This window comes from Novosphingobium aromaticivorans DSM 12444 (genome assembly GCF_000013325.1).
Lineage (GTDB): Bacteria > Pseudomonadota > Alphaproteobacteria > Sphingomonadales > Sphingomonadaceae > Novosphingobium > Novosphingobium aromaticivorans.
Genome location: NC_007794.1, coordinates 2,124,472 through 2,141,597 on the forward strand (window position 1 = coordinate 2,124,472; position 17,126 = coordinate 2,141,597).

General features: G+C 67.2%; 14 protein-coding genes. 3 read left to right on the plus strand and 11 right to left on the minus strand.

Annotation, left to right across the window (positions count from 1 at the left end; translation table 11 throughout):
• The first annotated feature begins 12 nt into the window (after positions 1-12).
• Positions 13-618, plus strand: a complete 606-nt coding sequence (locus tag SARO_RS10025) for a glutathione S-transferase family protein (RefSeq protein WP_011445642.1) — start codon at positions 13-15, stop codon at positions 616-618.
• 8 nt (positions 619-626) lie between these two features.
• Positions 627-1,436 carry an inositol monophosphatase family protein gene (locus SARO_RS10030; protein ID WP_011445643.1) on the plus strand — a complete coding sequence of 270 codons (810 nt, stop codon included), beginning with the start codon at positions 627-629 and terminating at the stop codon, positions 1,434-1,436.
• Between the two features lie 56 nt (positions 1,437-1,492).
• Here SARO_RS10030 and trxA read toward each other — a convergent pair whose 3' ends face one another.
• The 8 genes from trxA to ahcY all read right to left on the minus strand — a co-directional run bounded on the left by trxA (position 1,493) and on the right by ahcY (position 14,414).
• Positions 1,493-1,813 carry a thioredoxin gene (trxA, locus tag SARO_RS10035; protein ID WP_011445644.1) on the minus strand — a complete coding sequence of 107 codons (321 nt, stop codon included), beginning with the start codon at positions 1,811-1,813 and terminating at the stop codon, positions 1,493-1,495.
• 60 nt (positions 1,814-1,873) lie between these two features.
• Positions 1,874-5,359, minus strand: a complete 3,486-nt coding sequence (addA, locus tag SARO_RS10040; RefSeq protein ID WP_011445645.1) for a double-strand break repair helicase AddA — start codon at positions 5,357-5,359, stop codon at positions 1,874-1,876.
• On the minus strand, positions 5,356-8,337 hold the full coding sequence (gene addB, locus SARO_RS10045) for a double-strand break repair protein AddB (protein WP_011445646.1): 2,982 nt from the start codon (positions 8,335-8,337) through the stop codon (positions 5,356-5,358). The genes addA and addB overlap by 4 nt, the downstream gene beginning before the upstream one ends.
• Positions 8,337-9,059: a nucleotidyltransferase family protein gene (locus SARO_RS10050; RefSeq protein WP_011445647.1), complete on the minus strand. Its 723-nt coding sequence runs from the start codon at positions 9,057-9,059 to the stop codon at positions 8,337-8,339. The genes addB and SARO_RS10050 overlap by 1 nt, the downstream gene beginning before the upstream one ends.
• A complete protein-coding gene (locus SARO_RS10055) occupies positions 9,056-10,039 on the minus strand; it encodes an aminoglycoside phosphotransferase family protein (RefSeq protein ID WP_011445648.1) in 984 nt (327 codons plus the stop codon). The genes SARO_RS10050 and SARO_RS10055 overlap by 4 nt, the downstream gene beginning before the upstream one ends.
• A complete protein-coding gene (gene tsaE, locus SARO_RS10060; protein ID WP_011445649.1) occupies positions 10,030-10,479 on the minus strand; it encodes a tRNA (adenosine(37)-N6)-threonylcarbamoyltransferase complex ATPase subunit type 1 TsaE in 450 nt (149 codons plus the stop codon). The genes SARO_RS10055 and tsaE overlap by 10 nt, the downstream gene beginning before the upstream one ends.
• Positions 10,476-12,824 carry a sensor histidine kinase gene (locus SARO_RS10065; RefSeq protein WP_011445650.1) on the minus strand — a complete coding sequence of 783 codons (2,349 nt, stop codon included), beginning with the start codon at positions 12,822-12,824 and terminating at the stop codon, positions 10,476-10,478. Before SARO_RS10065 ends, tsaE begins: the two co-directional genes overlap by 4 nt.
• Positions 12,825-13,007: 183 nt before the next feature.
• Positions 13,008-14,414, minus strand: coding sequence for an adenosylhomocysteinase (gene ahcY, locus SARO_RS10070; RefSeq protein ID WP_011445651.1), 1,407 nt, complete (start codon positions 14,412-14,414; stop codon positions 13,008-13,010).
• A gap of 221 nt (positions 14,415-14,635) precedes the next feature.
• Here ahcY and SARO_RS10075 point away from each other — a divergent pair, with 221 nt between their 5' ends.
• On the plus strand, positions 14,636-15,115 hold the full coding sequence (locus SARO_RS10075; protein WP_011445652.1) for a peroxiredoxin: 480 nt from the start codon (positions 14,636-14,638) through the stop codon (positions 15,113-15,115).
• A gap of 42 nt (positions 15,116-15,157) precedes the next feature.
• Here SARO_RS10075 and SARO_RS10080 read toward each other — a convergent pair whose 3' ends face one another.
• The 3 genes from SARO_RS10080 to folE form a co-directional block, all read right to left on the minus strand.
• On the minus strand, positions 15,158-15,913 hold the full coding sequence (locus SARO_RS10080; protein ID WP_011445653.1) for a TorF family putative porin: 756 nt from the start codon (positions 15,911-15,913) through the stop codon (positions 15,158-15,160).
• A gap of 4 nt (positions 15,914-15,917) precedes the next feature.
• Positions 15,918-16,379 (minus strand): hypothetical protein, encoded by a 462-nt coding sequence (locus SARO_RS10085; protein WP_011445654.1) that lies wholly within the window; start codon positions 16,377-16,379, stop codon positions 15,918-15,920.
• A 123-nt stretch (positions 16,380-16,502) separates the two neighbouring features.
• The gene (gene folE / locus SARO_RS10090) at positions 16,503-17,117 is read right to left on the minus strand and encodes a GTP cyclohydrolase I FolE (RefSeq protein ID WP_011445655.1); all 615 of its coding nucleotides are present in this window, start codon (positions 17,115-17,117) and stop codon (positions 16,503-16,505) included.
• Positions 17,118-17,126: the final 9 nt, after the last annotated feature.

Here is a 17,126-nt window from a genome sequence, read left to right on the forward strand (position 1 = left end):
AAGGCCCTCGCCGTGATCACACTCTGGGGCCGCCTGAACTCGCACAACGTGAAGAAGGTGGCGTGGGCGCTGATCGAGATGGACCTGCCCCATCAGCGCCGCGATATCGGCGGTCAGTTCGGTTATACTACGGATTATCTTGCAAAAAATCCTAATCGCATGGTCCCGATGATCGAGGAGGGCGAACTGGCGTTGTGGGAATCCAACGCCATCCTGCGCTATCTCGCGGATCGCCACGCGCCCGCATTCCGCAGCGACGACCCGGTCGTTCGCGCGCAGGGCGACAAGTGGATGGATTGGCAGTTCCATTTCGCCGATGCGCAGCGCGATGCCTTTCTCGGATGCGTGCGGCACGGAAAGGACGCGAGCGATCCTGCAGTCGCCACGTCTGCCACCGCCGCCGCCGGGATGATGGCGATCCTCGACGAGGAACTCGCCCGTCGTCCGTGGCTGTCCGGTGACCGCTTCGGCATCGCGGATATCCCGATGGGCGTCTATGCCCACACCTACCATTCGTTGCCGATCGAGCGCCCCGACCTGCCACACCTAGCGGACTGGTACGCACGCCTGCGCACCCGGCCCGGCTACGCCAGCCAGGTCATGATCCCGCTCATCTGAGGTTCGACATGGCAGAAACAGCTCTCGACGAAGCCGTCGCCGCGCTCATGCGTGACACCGCGCAGCGCACGCTTCTGAAGCACTATCAGCAGCTTGCCGACCATCACGTGACCGCCAAGGCCGCCGACGACGTGGTCACCATCGCCGATACGGAAAGCGAGGCCATGCTGGCCGAAGGGCTCGCCCGCATCCTTCCGGAAGCCGCCATCGTCGGGGAAGAAGCCGCCCACGCCGATGCGTCGGTGCTCGAGCACCTGTCCGACAGTCTGTGCTGGATCATCGACCCGCTTGACGGCACCAACAATTTCGCCGTGGGCAAGCCGCCCTTCGGCATCCTGCTTGCGCTGGCCGAAAAAGGCGAGACCGTGGCCGGGTGGATCTACGATCCGTTGACGGGCCGCCTGTGCACGGCCCATCGCGGCAAGGGGGCATGGCTGAACGGCGAGCGCTTCACCGCGCGTCCCAGCGGCCAAGAACCGCCCATCGCGGCGATTTCTCTGGTCTTCGTGGATCAGGAGAAGCGAGCGGCGCTGCTGGAGCATATCGCCCCGCATTATGCCCTGGTCGACATTCCGCGCTGCGCCGCCGAGCAATACCCGCGCATTGCCCTTGGCATCAACGACGTGTCGGTGTTCGAACGGACCCTGGCGTGGGACCACGCCGCCGGTGTCCTGTTTCTCAACGAGTCCGGTGGAAAGGCCGCGCGCCCTGACGGGTCGCCCTACCGGGTCGACCGCCATCTCGAGCCCGGCCTCATCGGCGCGGCCAGCCCGGCGCTGTTCGACGCGCTGGCCGAGCGGATGTCACTGATCGGCTGAGGTCGCCCGTCGCCCGACCGAGGCCCCCGCCATGGCGAGGGCACTGCGGCATGGGCTCAGAGAACGCTTTCCAGCCAGCCCTTGAGCTGGCTCTTCGGCGCTGCGCCAAGCTTCTGCGCCACGGGCTGACCGTCCTTGAAGAGGATCAGCAGCGGGATCGACTGGACGCCGAACTTGCTGGCGGTGTCCGTGTTTTCCATGATGTCGACCTTGGCGATCTCGACCTTGTCGCCAAGCTCCTCGGCGATCTCCTCGAGCGCCGGGGCGATCATCTTGCAGGGGCCGCACCAGTCCGCCCAGAAATCGACGAGCACGGGCTTGCTGCTGCCCAGGACATCGCTGGCGAAGCTGGCGTCGGTGACGGCTTTGGTCGGCATTCGTTGAACTCCTGTTGTCTTTGCGGCCAATTTAGGCCGTCGGTTGCAGCGCGCAACCGATCATGCGGAAAAGGATTCCTGCTGTCCGGCAAGGCGCAGCTTTTGCGCGGCGATAACCTCTTGCGGTACAACGAAAAGCTGCGGCGTGTGGGTATAGAGTAGCGCTGCCTCGACCGGTACGCCGGGATGGATGGCCTCAAGCGCGGCAACGTAGGCCGCCATCTGCCGGACATAGGCGGCGGGCACCTCCGTAAAACTCGCCGGGGGCCTGCGCGCGGTCTTGAAATCGACGATACGGACCCGCTCACGTCCGATGACCAGCCGGTCGACCGTCCCGCTGACCACGCGTCCCGCGACCACTGCCGCCAACGGAACCTCCGCAAGCGAATCCGGACCGAACACGTCGGACCACTCCGGATGATTGAGCACCGCAAGCGCGGAACGCACCATTGCCGAACGCTCCGCCTCGTCGAAATCGCTGCCGGCCCGCGCCAGCCATGCCATACCCGACGCTTCCCGGCTCGCCGGAGAGACTTCGGGCAGGCGCTCGATCAGGCGGTGCAGCAAGGTCCCGCGCCGCGCAGCGATCATCGCTCCCGGCCCGGGATGTGTGGGCGGCTCGGACGCTTCGTCCTCGCCAAGCGACGATGGCGCAAGCGGCCGTGGCGGACGCGGTTCGGCACCCACGGGCGTCAGCAACACCTGAGGCAGTGCCGCCCGGACTGGCGAGACATCTGCCTGTGCAGGGCGCCCGACGAAATCCTGTGGCCGACCGATGGTCTTGCGCCCGCCCCACAGCGGATCGACTTCCCACTCGCCATCGCCGAACAGCGGTTCGAGTTGCGCGTACCAACTATCGACCGGAAGTTCGCCGCCGCTCGTCCGCCGCACCTTGCCCTTGGCCCCGGCGATGAACAGCGCTTCTTCAGCCCGGGTCATGGCCACGTAAAGCAGGCGCCAATGCTCCTCGCGCTCGGCCCGCTTGGCCTCGGCCTCGGCCTCGATCACGGCGGGAGCCTTCTCCTCCTTGCGGAGCGGCGGCAGCGGCACCTTGCGGCGCGCGCCCATGACATCCTCGACGATTTCGAGGCCGCGCGGAGGCGATAGGTCCGGATCGTCCGCCGCGTCGGCCAGGATCACGATGGGTGCCTGAAGCCCTTTCGATCCATGGACCGTCATCACGCGCACAAGGCCGTCGCTCTTGCCAGCTTCGCGCTTCAACTCGCCCTCGCCGGCATCGAACCACTGGAGGAACCCGACAAGGCTTGGCACGTTCGCGCTGGCATAGGCCATCGCGGCGTTGAGCAGTTCATCGATCGGATCGTTGGCCTCGCCGCCAAGCCTCGCCACCAGCTTGCGCCGGCCATCCCAGGGCCCCACCAGCAGCCAGTGCAGCAGGACTTGCGGCGGATCGAAATCGGCCCGCGCCAACAGGGCGCGCAGCCGTTCCATCATCTCGAACGTTTCCGGCCCCTCGTTGCGACGCAGCCATTCCCACAGCCGTTCGCCATGGGGGCGATAGCCGCGTTCGAGCAGGTCTTCCTGCGACCATCCGATCAGCGGCGACACCAGCAGCCCGGCAAGGTTCAGGTCATCGAGTGGCTGCGCGGCAAACCGCAATGCCGCGACCAGATCCTTGACCGCCAGCGGCGCGCCGAGCCGTAGCCGGTCCACGCCCGCAACGGGCACGCCGCGCGCATGAAGCCTGGCAACGATCAGCCCGGCCAGTTCCTTGCGCTTGCGGACAAGGATCATCACGTCGCCGGCGTTCGCCAGTCGCGGCGTGTCGCCCTTGCCCAGCGGAAAACCGACATCGATCCACGCCCGCACCTGCCGGGCGATACGATCCGCGAGTTCGCGGTCCGGGCGGGAAAGCCAGCCTTCCTCGCCTTCGTCCGTGTCCTCGCCGTCCTCTCCCGGTTCGCCCGCATCGTCGCCGACCACCCGCCAAAGCCCCACGGTTCCGGGGATCGGCAGGCCCTTGTGCTGCTCCGGCATCTGGCTCAACCCGAATCGGTCCCAGCCAATCCGCCCTATCGCCGCATCGACGAACCCGAGGATCGGCGCGGCGGTGCGGAAGGACTGGCCCAGGCCAAGTTCGAGCAGTTCGCGCTCCGGATCGCGCAGGATCGCCGAGACTTCGGCAAGCTGCTCCTTCACGCGAATGCTGGCGCGGGCGAAGTTTTCCGGGCTGGTACCCTGGAAGCCGAAGATTGCCTGCTTGTAGTCGCCCACGACGAACAGCGTGCGCACTGCGGGGCCGCGCTGGCCTTCACCGGTGAAGAAGTCCGATACGAGGCCTTCCAGCACGATCTGCCACTGCGAGGCGTTGGTGTCCTGCGCCTCGTCGACAAGGATATGGTCGAAGCGGCGGTCAAGCTTGAAACGTATCCACTCGGCAGTTGTCCGCCGGGTCAGCAGTTCGGCGGCGGTGCGGATCTGGTCGTCGAAATCGATGAAGCCCTCGCGGGTCTTCGCCGCGTCCCACGCCAGCGCGAAGCGGCGACCGACGCCAAGCGCGGTTTCGAGCAGGTCGGCAAGGTCGATCTTCGCCCGCTCGGCTCGCAATGCCTCGATGCAGGCGATCACCCGCGATGCGTAACCGGGATAGTCCGGCTGCTTCTTCTCGATGTTCGTGGTCGAGCGCGGTTCGCCCTTGGCCGTCAGGAAGCAGGCTTCAAGCAGCGCGATCGTCTCCAGACGGCGCGACGGCGTTGCCGACAGCCAGTCTCCAAGCGCGTTCGCATTCTCGATCCCGCCCTTGGTCCCCCATGCAGCATTCATCTCCATGCAGCGACGGACCGACTGGCAATCGAACGCGTCTTCGGCGCAAAGGGCGGCAAGCGCGGCGACGCCCGCATCCTCGCCCAACCCAAGCGCGCGGTTGATGCGCGGCCGCAGCGGCGGGGTCCAGGAGCCGGCCCCCCACCACAGGTCCCGCGCCGAGGCGCAGCGCAGGAGGAAGGCTTCTACCTGATCCTCGCTCATCCGCCGCGAAAGCGTCGCCAGCGCGTCGAGCAGTTCCTCGTCGCCACGTTCCCCGGCTTCGACGAGCATTTCGGCGAGAACCTGCCGCACCAGCAGCGCGCGGTCGCGGTCTTCCATCGCGCGGGTCCCGGGCCGCAGACCTGCTTCCACCGGGAAAGAGGCCAGCAGCCACTGGCAGAAGGCGTGGATCGTCTCGATCCGCAATCCGCCGCCGGGGCAATCGAGAACGGCGGCAAAGCGGCTGCGGGCACGCGCCACGGTGCCCGGATCGAACGGCGCGCCGATGGCTCTCAGTTGCTGGGCAAGCTCGATTTCCGGCAACCGGACCCAGCTTGCCAGAACCTCGTTCACGCGTGTGGCCATTTCGGCGGCGCCGGCCTTGGTGAAAGTCAGGCAGAGAAGCTGTTCGGGCTCTACGCCATCCTGCAAAAGCAGCCGCAGGACGCGGGCGGAAAGCACCTGGGTCTTGCCGGTGCCGGCCGACGCGGACAGCCACACCGTGCGCTGCGGATGAACCGCATGGGCCTGGTTTTCCTTGAGCGGGTAGACCTTGCTCATGGCTCGCCGCCGCCTCCCTTGCGCTCACGGCCCTGCCATTCATCGAGGCGCATGAGCTGGTCGTAGTCAGAATAGCCCGGAAGGTCGGGATTGAGCCTTGCGGTGAAGGGTTCCGATCCAAGCAACCAGCGCGCTATGGCTTCGTGCAGGTAGTCCTCCGTGCGGTCGAGAAACTCTTCCCTCGGGATGCCGGTCTGGCGCGCCGTCTCCTTCACCGGAGACTTCATGTAGCCGAAGCCGCGTTCCTTGTTGCGGCCAAGCGACCAGTATTCGAACGCCGTGGGCTCTCCCGCCACACCGTCCATGCCGCCGCCGCGTGCGATCAGGCCGATCAGGCCGAGCTGCAAGGCGAAGCCCTCGGCCACCATCTTGCCCGAAGGCGGTTTTCCCGTCTTGTAGTCGACCACCGCGAGCGTACCGTCGGGCAGCCGGTCGATACGGTCCGCGCGACCGTGGATGCGGATGCCGTCGACCACGATCTCGCCCTTGCGTTCCACGGCGAGGACTTCGCGGCCTTCCCCGGCAAGCCGATCCGTCTCCTCCTCGATCCAGTGCAGCGCGTCCACAAGGCGCGGCTTCCACATGGTGCGCATGAACGGGTGCGCGCTCATCTCGTCGAACATGCGCTCGGCCAGTGGAACGAGCTGGCCCGGGACGCCGCCGGACTCGTGCCATGCCTTGAGCACGTCATGGACCGCCGTGCCCTTCCAGGCGGGCGTCGGATCGGCATCGATCGGATCGAGGCTCCTCAGGCCAAGGATCGCCGAGGCATAGAACTGGTAGGGATCGCCGCGCAGCCGATCGAGCGCGGTGACGGCTATGGGGACGCGACGCTGCTCTGCCGAAGGCATCGGGCGCGGTTGCGGATGCGGGGCGATGCGGTCAGCGTCCGCAAGCGCCCTGGCAAGCTCCACCGCGCGCTCCTCGATGCGCAACTGGTCGCCCAGCATCGCGTGGATCCGCAGCAGGAAGCGAGAGGGGATCACCGGGCCGCTCGCGTCGCGCCGGGCGTGGCTCAGGACCACTTCGGGTGCGCCCAGTGCAGCGGCAAGGTCATGAGCCGACAGGCCGATGCGGAACTCCGCGCCGGGAATGCCGAGCGCGCGCAGGATCGCCGGGGCCAGCAACGGATCGGGCGCGGGGCTGCCCGGCCAGGTGCCTTCGGTCAGCCCACCGCAGATGACGAGGTCCGCACGGCTCATTCGCGCTTCGAGCAGGCCGTAGATCGCGAGGCGCGGGTGGCCGCCCCAAGGTGGGCGGACAGAGATCTCCTCCATCGCATCGCGCAGCAACGAGGGCAGTTCCGCGACATCGACCATGGCCGGCGCATCGCCTGCTGCATCGCGCCAGCGTTCGACGAAGGCGGCAAGGCTGCGCCCGTCTGCCTGCGCCCACAGGGCAGTTCCGCAAAGCGCCTCGCCTGCCTCGACCAGCGCGACGAGGGCCATGTCGAGAGGGACCGCGCCTTCGAGCGGGACGAGCGGGAAAAGCAGGTCCTCGACGCCCGACCACCAGTCGGGCAGCGCCGGGAAGCGTTTCGCCGTTTTATCCACCGCCTGCCGGATTGCCGGCAGGCCCGGACCAGGGCGCGGCCCGCGCAGGACCAGATCGAGCTGGCGCACGCGCTCCAGCCACACCGGACGCCCTTCCCCGCCCTGCACGAGCGGGTGGCCGAGCAGCGCGAGCAGCGGCACCGGTGCCGCGCGTTCGGCCACGACCTCGGCCAATTGCAGCAGCAGCCTTCCCGCCGCCGTCTGCGGCAGAGGACGGCCGGCGGTGTCGTCGGCGCCGATGTTCCACCGGCCAAGATGCGCCACGATGCGCGCGGCAAGGCTGCGGTCGGGGGTTATCACCGCAACGCGGCGCTCCGGTTCTTTCAGCGCCTCGCGGACAAGGACGGCGATGGCCTGCGCTTCCTCTTCCGGATGCGCGGTTTCCATGACCCTGACGCCGGCCAGACGGCGCTCGCGCGCCTCAAGCGAGACCCAGGCGGCGCTGGCTTCCGGCGGCAGGAAGAGATTGGAGATCGCGCGGCTTCGTTCGGGCGGGGCGGCGGCAAGACCAGCGCGGTGCCAGGGCTGCACTTCGTCGCGTGCGATGCCCATCCGGTTGAGCAGGAGCTTCAGGTGGTACTGCGGGTGCGTCACCACGTCGCCACGCTCGAACAGGCCCCCGTCAGGCCCACCCGCGCTCCCCAGCGCGTCCCAGACCTCCGGGTCGAGCGCGAGGTCGAGATCGGGGAGGACGACGCCTCCTTCGGGCATGTCGGCAACCGTGCGCAACAGCCTTGCCACCACTGGCGAGGCGGAAGTCACGCCGGCCGCGATGACCGGATGCGCCGGCGGCCTCTCGCGCCAGCTTCGCGCGGCGTGGTCGAGCAGGCGGTTGCGCCGCTCTGGCGCATCGACCTTGCCAATCGCTTCCAGCTCCGCGCGCCAGCGGAAGAACACCCGCGCAAACAGACGGGTGCTTTCCTGCCAATGCTCCGAAAGCTCGGCGGCAATCCCGATCACCGCCTCGTCGAGCATGCGTTCGGGCTGCACGCCCTCGACGAGCAGGCGGTCGATCCCTTGCGCGATCCCGCGCGCCTGCCGCAGCAGCGCCGCCTCGCCCGGCGCGTCCTCGCCCAGTTCGTCGCGCAGGATGCCCGCTATGCGCAGGAGCCGCCAAACCGGGTCGACAGCCTCGGGCATGTCCACGCCCGCCCCTATGGGATCGAGCAGCGGCCCCAGCGTCTCGTCAAGATCGAGGTCGCCGACGACGGTCATGCGCGGCAGCAGCAGGCCAGCCCCGCTGGCACGCACGAATGCCTCGGTCACCGTGCGCACGGCACGTTGGCTGGGCAGCAGAAGCGTCAGCCGGGCGAGGCCGAAGCGATCCTCGCGATAACGCGGGACGAGACCCGCGACGAGCGCGTCGGCAAAGCCGCGATGCGCCGCGATCGACCAGACGCGCGGGCGGGCGCGGGCGTCGTCCATCAGTCCTGCCGCAACGCCGCCTCGGTCGGGGCGATCATGCCGGGTTCGCCGACCTCGTACCACAGGCCGAGGTGCGACACGCCGAACAGGCGCCCTTCCCCTATCGCACGCTCCCACAGCTTCATCGTGCCGAAGGCGCCCTCGGGTGCATCGCGCAGGAGACGGTGGGACACGAGCTGGATACCGCTATAGATGAACGGGGCGACACGGCCGCTGCGTCGCCGCGAGATGCGGCCGAGGGCATCCATGTGAAAATCGCCCTTGCCGCGATAGTTGAACGCGCGGGCGTGGGGAACCAGCAGGAGCAGCGCGTCCATCCGTTCCGCGTCCCAATGGTCCGACAGGTGCTGGAACACGTTGCGCGGACCGTCGAGCCAGATGTTGTCGCTGTTAAGCGCAAAGAACGGGTCGGTCCCGATCAGCGGCAAGGCCTTGACCATGCCCCCGCCGGTCTCGAGCAGCTCCTCCCGCTCGTCCGAGATGAGGATCTGCGGGTCCTTGCGTTGCGCCAGATAGGCTTCCATCGCATCGGCAAGGTAGTGGACGTTGACCACCGCCCGCGCCACGCCAGGTTCCTGGAGCTTGTCGAGAGAATGGTCGATCAGGGGCTTGCCCGCCACATGGACCAGCGGCTTCGGGCGCGTCGCCGTCAACGGCCGCATCCTCTTGCCCAGGCCCGCCGACAGCACCATCGCGACATCGCTTGCAAGGGCCTTGCTCATGCCTCGAACGCGCCCCCGCGCGCCTCGCGAAGCTCCGCGGGGATGTTCCGGTCGAACCACTCGGCCACGGGAGCCAGCGCCGGATGGGCCAGATCGCGCTCAAGCAGGGCCCACACGCGCGGGATATAGCCCAGATACCGGGCCTTGCCGTCGCGCTTCCAGAGGCGAACGAAGATGCCCACGATCTTGGCGTTCCGCTGGGCGCCGAGCCGGGCATAATCCGCCAGGAAGTCCTCGCCCTCGCCCGATTGCTCGAGGTAGTAGTCGAGCATCCGGGCCTCGAGTTCGGGCGAGACATCGCGCCGCGCGTCCTGCAACAGAGACACGAGGTCGTATGCGGCATGGCCGACCAGCGCATCCTGGAAATCAAGCAGGCCCTGCTTGTCCAGCCCGCCAAGCAGCATGATGTTCTCGGCGTGGTAATCGCGCAGCACGGCCACGCCGGGCCGCTGGCGCGGAAGCAGCGGTGCAAGCACCTGCTCCCAGGCCGCCGTCCATTCCCGCCCGTCGACATAGAGGTTGCGCGCGGGCACGTACCAGTCGACGAACAGCTTTGCCTCACGCTGGTATTCTGCCAGCGAATATCCGGTGAACGGGCCGGGTGGCAGGCGCCGAAGTTGCAGCAGCGCATCGATCGCGCCGCGATAGACGGCATCCTCGTCCTGCGGCCATGCGTCGAGGTATTCGCGCATCCGCACGTCGCCAAAATCCTCGATCAGGACGAAGCCGTCCTCGGCCTGTTCAGCCAGGATCTGCGGAGCGCGCAGACCGTTGGCGTCCAGCCAGCGGGCGGAGCGGATGAATGGCTGCGGGTCCTCGTTCGGCGGCGGCGCATGCATGAGCATGGCGTTTCCAGTGGAACGGCGGACGCGGAAATAGCGGCGGAACGAAGCGTCCCCCGGCAAAGGCTCGATCGTCGCGTCGGTCCAGCCTGCCTTGTTCAGGAAAGCCTCGGCGCCCGGAGGAATGGTCAGGTCCATGCCCCACGCTCTAGCCAATCCGCGCCGCCCGAGACAATGGCCCGTCGTCCCTTTTCCGTGGATTCCAGCATGATGGAAAGGCACCCCGGCTCATGTGCGAAGCCGCCGGCATGTTCGGGCCATTCCGCCAGCAGCGCCGCGCCCTGCCGATAATCGTCGAGCCCGATCTCGTCTGCTTCGGACGGGTCGTCGAGCCGGTAGAAATCCGCGTGGACCAGCGGCAGACGCACGGACGGCGGATCGTAAAGCTCAACGATGGCGAAGCTCGGGCTGGGCACCTCACCCTCGTGGCCGAGCGCGGCGATGATCCCCCGCGCCAGCGTGGTCTTCCCCGCGCCCAGCCCCCCGGAAAGGGCGACCACGTCACCCGGACGCAAGGCCGCGGCGATCCTGCGCGCAAGCGCCTCCGACGAGGCAAGGTCCGGCAGGTCGACGATCACGGCAGCATCACGATCGCGCTCGTGCCCAGCCCCGGCTCGGACATCAGCTCCAGGTTTCCGCCGTGCGCCTCGACCAGTTGGCGGACCAGCGGAAGCCCCAATCCCTGCCGCCGTTCGACCGCCTTGCCATCCGCGCTGACCTTCAGGCCGTCGAGCGCCCGCGCCAGCACGGCCGGCTCCATCCCGCGCCCGTTGTCCGAAACGACGACCTGGAGCGCTCCGCCCTTCTTGCGCGACGCCTCGACCAGGATGCGCCCGCCCTCGGGCGTTGCCGCAATCGCATTGTCGATGAGCTGGCCGAAAGCGCGCCGCAGCCGCCGCGCATCGCCCGTTACCATGCCTGCGGACCTGTCGCCCCTCAGATCGAGCGTGATGCCGGCACCGGCAAGGCGCTCGGTGCGTTCGGTCACCACATCGGTCAGGAGCGGGAAAATCTCCACCGGTTCCTGCGCCAGCGGCAGCGTTCCGGCCTCGCTCTGCGAGAGGTCCAGCACGTTCTCGATCTGCTCGCCCAGGCGCTCTACCGACGTGAGAATCGCCTCGACGTATTCGTTCTGCTGCTCGGTCAGATCGCCGGCGATGCCGCTCTGAAGCAGTTCCGCAAAGCCGCCGATGGACGTCAGCGGCGTCCGGAATTCATAGCTCATGTTGGCGATGAAGCGCGTCTTGACCGCGTCCGCCTCGACCAGCGCGGCGTTCCGTTCGCGCAGCGCCGCCTCGGCCTTCTGGCTGTCGGTGATGTCGAGCACGGTCAGCAGGCCGTTTCCATCCGGCAATGGCACGCCGGCCAGCGCCAGATGCCGCCCGTCAGCCAGCGCCAACCTGCCACTGCGCTGCTTGCGCTCCAGCGTCGCCCCCTGGATGACCTGCGCCACCGTGCCAACTTGCGCGGGCCGTTTGAGCTGGTCGGCAATGCGGCTGAGCAGGACGTCGGCACGGGGATGCGTTGCCAGGAACTCCTCGTCGAGCCCCCAGTCAGCCGCAAACCGGCGGTTCCAGAGCTGCAACCGGCCGTCTGGCGCGAATACGGCGAGCGATTCGAACAGGTTGTCGAAAGTGGCCGTACGCGTGCGCAGCAGCGTGTCGCGAGTTGCCGAAAGCTGGAGCTGCTCGGTGCGGTCCTCGAAGATCATCAGCAACCCGCCGTCCGGCATGGGCTGGCCGACGACGCGCAGGTGCGTACCGTCCGAAAGGTGCCAGGGCTCCTCGATCGGCTCGCGGGCAAGGAACCATCCCTGCCGCTCGCGGCGCCATTCCGGAAAGTCGCGCACTTCAGGCAGGCGGCCCGCGTCGCGCATCCGGTCCAGCACGCGGTCGAACGGCGGCGTGTCCACCACCCACGCCTGCGGGACCGAGAAGATGCGCAGGAATGGCTGGTTGGCGAAAACGAGGTTCCGCTTCTCGTCGAACTGCGCGATCCCGGCGGAAAGCGTATCCAGCATCTCGCGCTGCGCCTCGCGGAACCGGCGGAACTGGCGGATCAGTTCCTCCATTTCCTCGATGTCTACGACGTAACCGGCCACCCCCTCGTCGCCAAGCGGAAGGTCGGTCACCCGCACCGCGCGGCGCTGGCCCTTGATCGTCGCCAGCAGGGACCGTTCGATGGAGACCTTGCGCGAATGGGCTTGCCGGGCGACCTGCGCGGCGGACAGCCCCTCTACCGGCTCGATCAGTTCGATACCCTGCGCGATCACCTGGTCCGCGCTCTCGGCGCCCACGGCAGCGACATAGGCGCTGTTCACCAGGCGCAGGCGCAAGTCAGGGCCGCGGAACCACATCGGCAAGGGCGCGGCCTCGATCAGGCCCGAAAGCCCGGCGAAATCCGACTTGGCCTTGCGCGTCTCGGCCCGCAGCGCGACCAGTTCCTCCTCGCTTTCGGAAACGTCGAAGAACCAGACGAGCGCGGCCCCGCCCGGCGAGACCTGCGGATCGGCCAGGTGACCCTGCGCGCACAGACTGCGCGAGCCGCCCCTTGGGGTAAGCGCCATGCGGAACGGCGTGCCGGTCTTCTGCGCCCGTCGCACCGCATCGCCAAGCCGGGCCAGCTCAACTTCGTCGAGGCCATGGTCGCCGGCGTCGAGTTCTGAAAGATAGCCGGGCATCGCCTCGAAACCGAGCCACAGGGCCAGGCGCGCGGGTCCTTCGATCCTCCCGTCGGCGCGGACCAGCAGTGGCAGGGCGGGAGATTCGTCCACCATCCGCGCAAGCCTGCGCGCCTGCCGTTGCAACGCCTCGCCGCGCCGCGCGCGCCGCCGTGCGTCGAGTACGAGCCAGCCCGCGCCAACCGTCCACGCGGCAAGCAGCAGTCCGATCAGGACCAGCGCGGTCTGGTTGAGCAGAGGCATCACGCTTTCGCTACGGCGTGCCCCCCGGAATTTCAATGCGGCGAATTACATTGCCGTGCATTGCGGGGACAACGGACGCCCGATGTACACGAAAAGAGAGCCCCCGCGCGGGCGGAGGCTCTCTCTTTCCATGTGTCGCCGAAAGGCTGGGCCCGACACCGCGAGGCCCCGCCGCACGGTCGCTCAGTAGCGGTAGTGATCCGGCTTGAACGGACCTTCCTGCGAAACGCCGATATAGTCCGCCTGCTTCTTGCTCAGCTTGGTCAACTTGACGCCAAGCTTCTCGAGATGCAGCGCCGCGACCTTTTCGTCGAGGTGCTTGGGCAGGACGTAGACTTCGTTCTTGTATTCGGCGTTCTTGGTGAACAGCTCGATCTGAGCCAGCACCTGGTTGGTGAACGACGAGGACATCACGAAGCTCGGGTGGCCGGTGGCGCAGCCCAGGTTCACCAGACGTCCCTTGGCAAGGATGATGATCTGCTTGCCGTCGGGGAACTCGACCAGGTCAGTGCCCGGCTTGATCTCGGTCCACTTGTAGTTGTTCAGCGCCGAGATCTGGATCTCGCTGTCGAAGTGGCCGATGTTGCAGACGATGCTCATCGGCTTCATCGCCTTCATGTGCTCGGCGGTGATGACGTCTTCGTTGCCGGTGGCGGTGACGAAGATGTCGCAGCGCTGGACGGCTTCTTCCATCGTGACGACTTCATAGCCTTCCATCGCGGCCTGGAGCGCGCAGATCGGATCGATCTCGGTCACCATCACGCGCGCGCCGCCCTGGCGCAGCGATGCGGCCGAACCCTTGCCCACGTCACCGAAGCCGGCAACGCATGCGACCTTGCCGGCCAGCATCACGTCAGTGGCGCGGCGGATCGCGTCGACCAGTGATTCCTTGCAGCCATAGAGGTTGTCGAACTTCGACTTGGTAACGCTGTCGTTCACGTTGATCGCTGGGAACGGCAGCTTGCCGTCCTTGGCGATCTGGTAGAGGCGGTGAACGCCGGTGGTGGTCTCTTCCGAAACGCCCTTGATGTGGGCGACGGACATGGTGAGGTAGCCCGGCTTGCGCTTGAGGAATTCCTTGAGCGCGCGGACGAATTCGATTTCCTCGGCGTTCGAGGGTTCGAACAGCGGCTCGCCGGCTTCGACGCGCGCGCCCCACAGGGCGAACATCGTGGCGTCGCCGCCATCGTCGAGGATCATGTTGGCGGTCTGGTCGCCCCAGTCGAAGATCGAGCCGACGTAGTCCCAGTATTCGGCAAGGCTTTCGCCCTTCACCGCGAAGACCGGAATGCCGGCGGCGGCGATCGCGGCAGCGGCGTGGTCCTGCGTGGAGAAGATGTTGCACGTGGCCCAGCGCACTTCGGCGCCCAGCGCGACCAGGGTCTCGATCAGCACGGCGGTCTGGATGGTCATGTGCAGCGAGCCGGTGATGCGCGCGCCCTTGAGCGGCTGCGAAGCGCCGAACTCCTCGCGCAGGGCCATCAGGCCCGGCATTTCCGTTTCCGCAATGCGGATTTCAGCGCGGCCGAAGTCGGCAAGGCCGATGTCGGCGACAACATAATCGTTCTGGGCGTCAAGCACGCTGGCCACGTGGCAGTCTCCTGAAATGTTCGGTCTGCGCGGCAAGCGCGCCTGCGGCTGCCCATAGCGCGGGGCGCCGCGACGTGCAAACTTAATATAAAGACTTCTTTATATCGCGTTCGGAATGCAGTTTGCAGCGAAAGTGCCGCCCCCCGGTTGCACGCGCCCGCGCGCCGCCTATATCCTCACCGCCAGACAAGCCCTCGCGGCACAACGAAAGGAATTTGGGGATGACAATCGCTGTTGGTGACAAGCTGCCCGACGTGAAGATCGTCAAGGCAACTGCCGAAGGTCCGGAAGCGGTCCAGTCGGCCGAATACTTCAAGGGCAAGAAGGTCGCCCTGTTCTCCGTCCCCGGCGCGTTCACCCCGACCTGCTCGGCCAAGCACCTGCCGGGCTACGTCGAGAAGGCCGCGGATCTCAAGGCCAAGGGCATCGACGAAGTGGCGTGCACCGCCGTCAACGACCCGTTCGTGATGAAGGCTTGGGGCGCCGCCAACGGCTCGTCCGATGTGACCATGCTGGCCGACGGCAACGGCGACCTCGCCGAAGCGCTCGGCCTTACGATGGACGGCTCGGGATTCGGCCTCGGCAAGCGCGGCCAGCGCTTCTCGATGGTCGTGAACGATGGCGTCGTCGAGCAGCTCTTCGTCGAAGCTCCGGGCGACTTCAAGGTCAGCTCGGCCGAGCACATGCTCGAAAACCTCTGACCGGTTCCGGCCCCCGCACCCGCGGGGGCCGTTCCAATCCCGTCAGAATGAAAGCCTGACCCTGCCGACCACGCGGTCGCCCGCATGCTTGAGGTCGGCATATGGCGACAGTGGCACCCGCGACGTGTCGACGTCGGTTCCCGCATAATCCACGCCGATCGTGAACGGGAACTGGTTGTATTCGACCCCCAGCTTCCAGTCCGTATAATCACCCAGTGGCCGTAGCCGCGCAGACCGGGCGTCCTTCGTGTCGCCCGTGGTATGGCCGACCGAGGCAGAAAGGCTGACCGGCAGCGCCGGCACCCCGAAGTTCGCACTGGCCCTGAGGTAGAGATTGTCGCCGCCTATGGCGTCCTGGCTGGGCGCGTAGAAGGCCCCTGCCCCGACCTGCAACGGTCCGATGGAGTACCGGGCACCGAGGCCAAGCTCGACATAATCCATGCTGGCGTCGGCGCCGCCGAAAACGTGGCCGATGGCCTCGGTCCGCACGGTAAAGCCGCTCAGGTCCCAGTCCCGGCCCAGGGCGAGGTCGGCCACGACGTCCGCATTGGCATGGCGGTCCGACTTGCGCAGCATCGATACGCGGGCCGACGCGTCGAAACCGCCGAAGCCAACGAGGGCATCGGCCGAGGCCGAAATCTCGCCGTCGCTCCAGCTCAGGCCTCGCCGCACTTCGTCGGTCGAGGCCTCAACTCCGGCATCGACCGACTGCGCGTGAACCGACGGCGCAGCCGCCATCACGCCCAGAACCACCAGCGCGCCGCGCGCACATACCGTCCTCGAACCGATCCCGGTCATTCCGTCATGCCTCCTTGTCCGTCCTCGTGCGCTGGCGCGCATCATCTGCATCAACGAGTATGGCATCCCGATCCTGCGCCACGATAGCCATCATTGCCTCGCGCAGGCTATCCCGGCGCGCTTCGACGATGCGTTCTATCCCGTCGCGGCTTTTGGAACACCAACCCGGCGCCGATCCCTTCAGCGCACCCTCGCGGGTCATCGAACGCCGCGCCGTAAGCGCGGTTCCCCGGATGGCCGTCCGCTCGACCGAAAGAGAGACCGACCAGTCGCAGCGCAGGGTCGCTGCCCGACCGCCCGGTCCGGCGCTGCCCGTCTGCCTGGTCTCCAGCGACACGGCGCCCCGGTAATCGGCGGTAATCGGTCCGTCCGGGTGGTCGAGCGCGATCCGGTGCTCCAGGGCCTGGGCGGGAAAAGCCGTCAACGATACGCCGAGCGCGAGCGCGGCAGGAACAAGGTTCTTCATGCTATGGTCTCCTGCGGTGCCCCAGCCTTTTTCGGCTGGTGACACTACTCACCTAAGCACCCCAATTGTCCCGCCAAGATGCGGAATTGTAACGTTTGTTTTCCGAGACCCGGCAACGGCCCATCAATAGCCCATCAAGCTCAGCACTTCCTTGCGGCTGCGGTTGTCGTCGAGGAACGTGCCCATCAGGCGGCTCGTCACCATGCCGACGCCGGGCGTCCGCACACCGCGCGCGGTCATGCACGCGTGCTGTGCCTCGATTACCACCGCAACGCCATGCGGCCGCAGGTTGTCCCAGATGCACTGGGCGACCTCTGCCGTAAGCCGTTCCTGAATCTGCAGGCGACGCGCAAAGCCATGCAGCACCCGCGCCAGCTTCGAGATGCCGACCACCTTGTCGCGCGGCAGATAGGCAATCGCCGCCTTGCCGATGATCGGCGCCATGTGGTGTTCGCAGTGCGACTGGAACGGAATGTCCTTCAGCAGCACGATCTCGTCGTAGCCGCCCACTTCCTCGAACTGGCGCGAAAGATGGACCGCCGGGTCCTCGCCATAGCCCTGGCAGTATTCCTTCCACGCCCGCGCCACGCGCTTGGGCGTGTCGAGCAGGCCTTCACGCTCCGGATCGTCGCCGGACCAGCGGATCAGCGTGCGGATCGCGTCCTGCACGTCCTGGGGCACGGGCACCTTGCCCCGGGCCAGATCATCGTCCTCGTCGGGCCCAACCAGACTGCTCATCGCTTTCCT

Excerpts from the sequence above, each read along its gene's own strand:
- SARO_RS10080 (WP_011445653.1), bottom strand. The coding sequence starts at position 15,913 with ATGACCGGGATCGGTTCGAGGACGGTATGTGCGCGCGGCGCGCTGGTG.
- SARO_RS10085 (WP_011445654.1), bottom strand. The coding sequence starts at position 16,379 with ATGAAGAACCTTGTTCCTGCCGCGCTCGCGCTCGGCGTATCGTTGACG.
- trxA (WP_011445644.1), bottom strand. The coding sequence starts at position 1,813 with ATGCCGACCAAAGCCGTCACCGACGCCAGCTTCGCCAGCGATGTCCTG.
- folE (WP_011445655.1), bottom strand. The coding sequence starts at position 17,117 with ATGAGCAGTCTGGTTGGGCCCGACGAGGACGATGATCTGGCCCGGGGC.
- addB (WP_011445646.1), bottom strand. The coding sequence starts at position 8,337 with ATGGACGACGCCCGCGCCCGCCCGCGCGTCTGGTCGATCGCGGCGCAT.
- SARO_RS10055 (WP_011445648.1), bottom strand. The coding sequence starts at position 10,039 with ATGGACCTGACCATTCCTCCGGGCGCCGAGGCTTTCCTGAACAAGGCA.
- SARO_RS10075 (WP_011445652.1), top strand. The coding sequence starts at position 14,636 with ATGACAATCGCTGTTGGTGACAAGCTGCCCGACGTGAAGATCGTCAAG.
- SARO_RS10065 (WP_011445650.1), bottom strand. The coding sequence starts at position 12,824 with ATGCCTCTGCTCAACCAGACCGCGCTGGTCCTGATCGGACTGCTGCTT.
- SARO_RS10030 (WP_011445643.1), top strand. The coding sequence starts at position 627 with ATGGCAGAAACAGCTCTCGACGAAGCCGTCGCCGCGCTCATGCGTGAC.
- addA (WP_011445645.1), bottom strand. The coding sequence starts at position 5,359 with ATGAGCAAGGTCTACCCGCTCAAGGAAAACCAGGCCCATGCGGTTCAT.
- SARO_RS10050 (WP_011445647.1), bottom strand. The coding sequence starts at position 9,059 with ATGAGCAAGGCCCTTGCAAGCGATGTCGCGATGGTGCTGTCGGCGGGC.